This is a genomic window from Zongyangia acetica (assembly GCF_038739695.1).
Classification (GTDB): domain Bacteria; phylum Bacillota; class Clostridia; order Oscillospirales; family Ruminococcaceae; genus Zongyangia; species Zongyangia gallinarum.
Genome location: NZ_JBBEWN010000038.1, coordinates 1 through 2,494 on the forward strand (window position 1 = coordinate 1; position 2,494 = coordinate 2,494).

Sequence of the window (2,494 nt, forward strand, 5' to 3'; positions counted from 1 at the left end):
TACAAGCCCAAGGAGTGATTGGTCAGCCAGTTGCTCCTCTCATTGTAGCTTAGGCACGAGATGGAGGGAAAGCCGGACTGGCTGTCCGGCTTTCCTGTCCAAATTTATTGTAATAGGAGGAATCTGATATATTCAGGCTTTCAAACGATGAAGAACTGGACGTTATAAAACTGGGGGAGTTTTTAAACAAACACCAGGAATGGGTCCAAAAACGGTATAAGCCGCTGATGGATGCCTACATGACAAGGTATCCAATATTTGGCCTGCCGCCAAAACCGGAATATAAACCGGACAAGCGGATCGCGGTAAACTTCGCGAAATACATCACCGATACCATGAATGGCTTTTTTATCGGGATTCCAATTAAAGTCATGTGTGATGAGGACAAAGCGGTGGCGGATTATGTGGAGTTCCTGGACCAATACAACGACCAGGACGACAATAATGCGGAGTTGTCAAAGATGTGCTCCATCTATGGCAAGGCCTATGAAATGTACTATGTGGATGATCTGGGGAATATCGGCATCACTTATCTATCGCCGGAAGAAGCCTTCATGATCTATGATGACTCGATTCTGGAGCGTCCCAGATATTTCTGCCGGGTCTATAAAGACGCGGATGATATAGTCTATGTCAGCGTATCGGATGACACCAGGGTGCGTTATCTGTCGATGGAAGGCGGACTCCACTGGCTGCCAGAAGAAGAAAAAAGCCATGGGTTTGAAGGCGTACCTGCCACAGAGTACCGAGAAAACGAGGAAGAGATCGGGATTTTCGAACCGGTGCTTACCATGATTAATGAGTACAACGAAGCGGTCAGCGAAAAGGCAAATGATGTTGCGTATTTTGCGGACGCTTATCTAAAGGTGCTCGGCGCGAAGGTGCTGCCGGATAATTTGCAGGAAATCAGGGATAACCGGATTATCAATTTTGAGGGCCTTCTCGATAATGGCCAGCTTGAAGTCGATTTCCTCCAAAAGCCGGACGGAGACACCTCCCAAGAGCATCTGCTCGACCGGTTGGAAAAACTGATCTTCCAAATCTCCATGGTAGCCAATATTTCAGACGAGAATTTCGGGACGTCTTCCGGGATCGCGCTGAAATACAAGCTGCAGGCAATGAGCAATTTGGCGCTGACCAAGCAGCGGAAGTTTACCAGCGGCATGAACCGGCGCTATATGCTGATATTTTCTAACCCAGTGAGCGGGATGAAGAAGGACGACTGGGTCAAGCTGACCTATCAGTTCACCCAGAATATTCCCTCCAACCTTTTGGAAGAATCCCAGATCGCCGGGAACCTTGCGGGAATTGTCAGCCAGCAGACGCAGCTTTCTATCCTGTCCTGCGTAGACAATGTACAGCAGGAGATTGAACAGATCAAACAGGATGAGGAGGAAGGCATCACAGATGGTTTCCCGACCAATCGAACGGTGGAGGTAGAAGATGTCGTACTGGACGAGACGTCAGGAACAACTGAAGCAAACAGCTGAGAAGGACGAGGCTAAGCTTAAAAAGCGGCTGTCGTCCTTTTTTGATGCGGAATTCAAGCGGTTGGAAAAGGAGATCGCTGCGTATTATCAGACATATGGCGTGGATAATGTCATCGAATACCGCCGGTTGTTGGAATCTTTGCCTGACGAGGACCGGCAGCTGCTCATAGAGCGTATGGATGAATTTGTCCGGAAATATCCTCAGTACGCCGATCTCATGCCGGTACGGGAGACGATTTACCGGCTCAACCGATTGGAAGGGCTGCAATACTCCGTATTCATGGAGGAGGCTAACATTGCCGGATACACAAGCGAGCAGATGACCACCTATCTGACTGGTTTATCTCAAAAAGGCGTGAATATGGCCATGGAAACCCTGGGATTCGGAAAAAGCTTTTACGCCATTAACGCGGCGGTAGTGAAGCAGTTTGTAGATGTGCCTTGGTGCAATGGGGAAAACTTTTCAACACGGATATGGAACGACACCCGGAAACTGGCCCAGTACCTCAACCAGGATATTGCCCAGGGATTCGCGAGGGGCGACAGCTATGACAAGCTGGTGAGGCAGCTGCGCAAACGTTTCAGCAATGTCAACCGCCGGGACGCTTACCGGCTGATCTTCACCGAGGGGACTTACGTCATGGCGGAAAGCTCCATGCAGCCGTTTACGGAGGATTTTGAGAGGTACCGGCTTTCCCCTGTCATGGATGGGCATACCTGCCCGATCTGCAGGAGCCTGGCAAGACAGGTATTTGAAATTAAAGACCGCCAGCCAGGGGTAAACTTCCCGCCTATTCACCCGTGGTGCCGCTGTTCCTGGGAGATTGTGGTTGATGATTGGGATAAATGGATCGACGATTATGTAGCCAAGCATCCCGGAGAGACAAAGCGGGCGGAAACGGTTGCAAAGCGGGTGGATGATGGTATAATTAATAAAAAGGAAGATATGCTAAAGATAGACTTACAGTTTTTTGCAGAGAAAGATATAAAAAATCAGGAGTCTA

General features: G+C 49.1%; 2 protein-coding genes. Both read left to right on the forward strand.

Features of this window, described 5'->3' with window-relative positions:
* The first annotated feature begins 170 nt into the window (after nucleotides 1-170).
* Nucleotides 171-1,490, forward strand: coding sequence for a phage portal protein (locus WGC32_RS14915; RefSeq protein ID WP_342683052.1), 1,320 nt, complete (start codon nucleotides 171-173; stop codon nucleotides 1,488-1,490).
* On the forward strand, nucleotides 1,444-2,494 hold a 1,051-nt coding region (locus tag WGC32_RS14920; RefSeq protein WP_342683050.1), incomplete at its 3' end, for a minor capsid protein. The genes WGC32_RS14915 and WGC32_RS14920, both read left to right, overlap by 47 nt.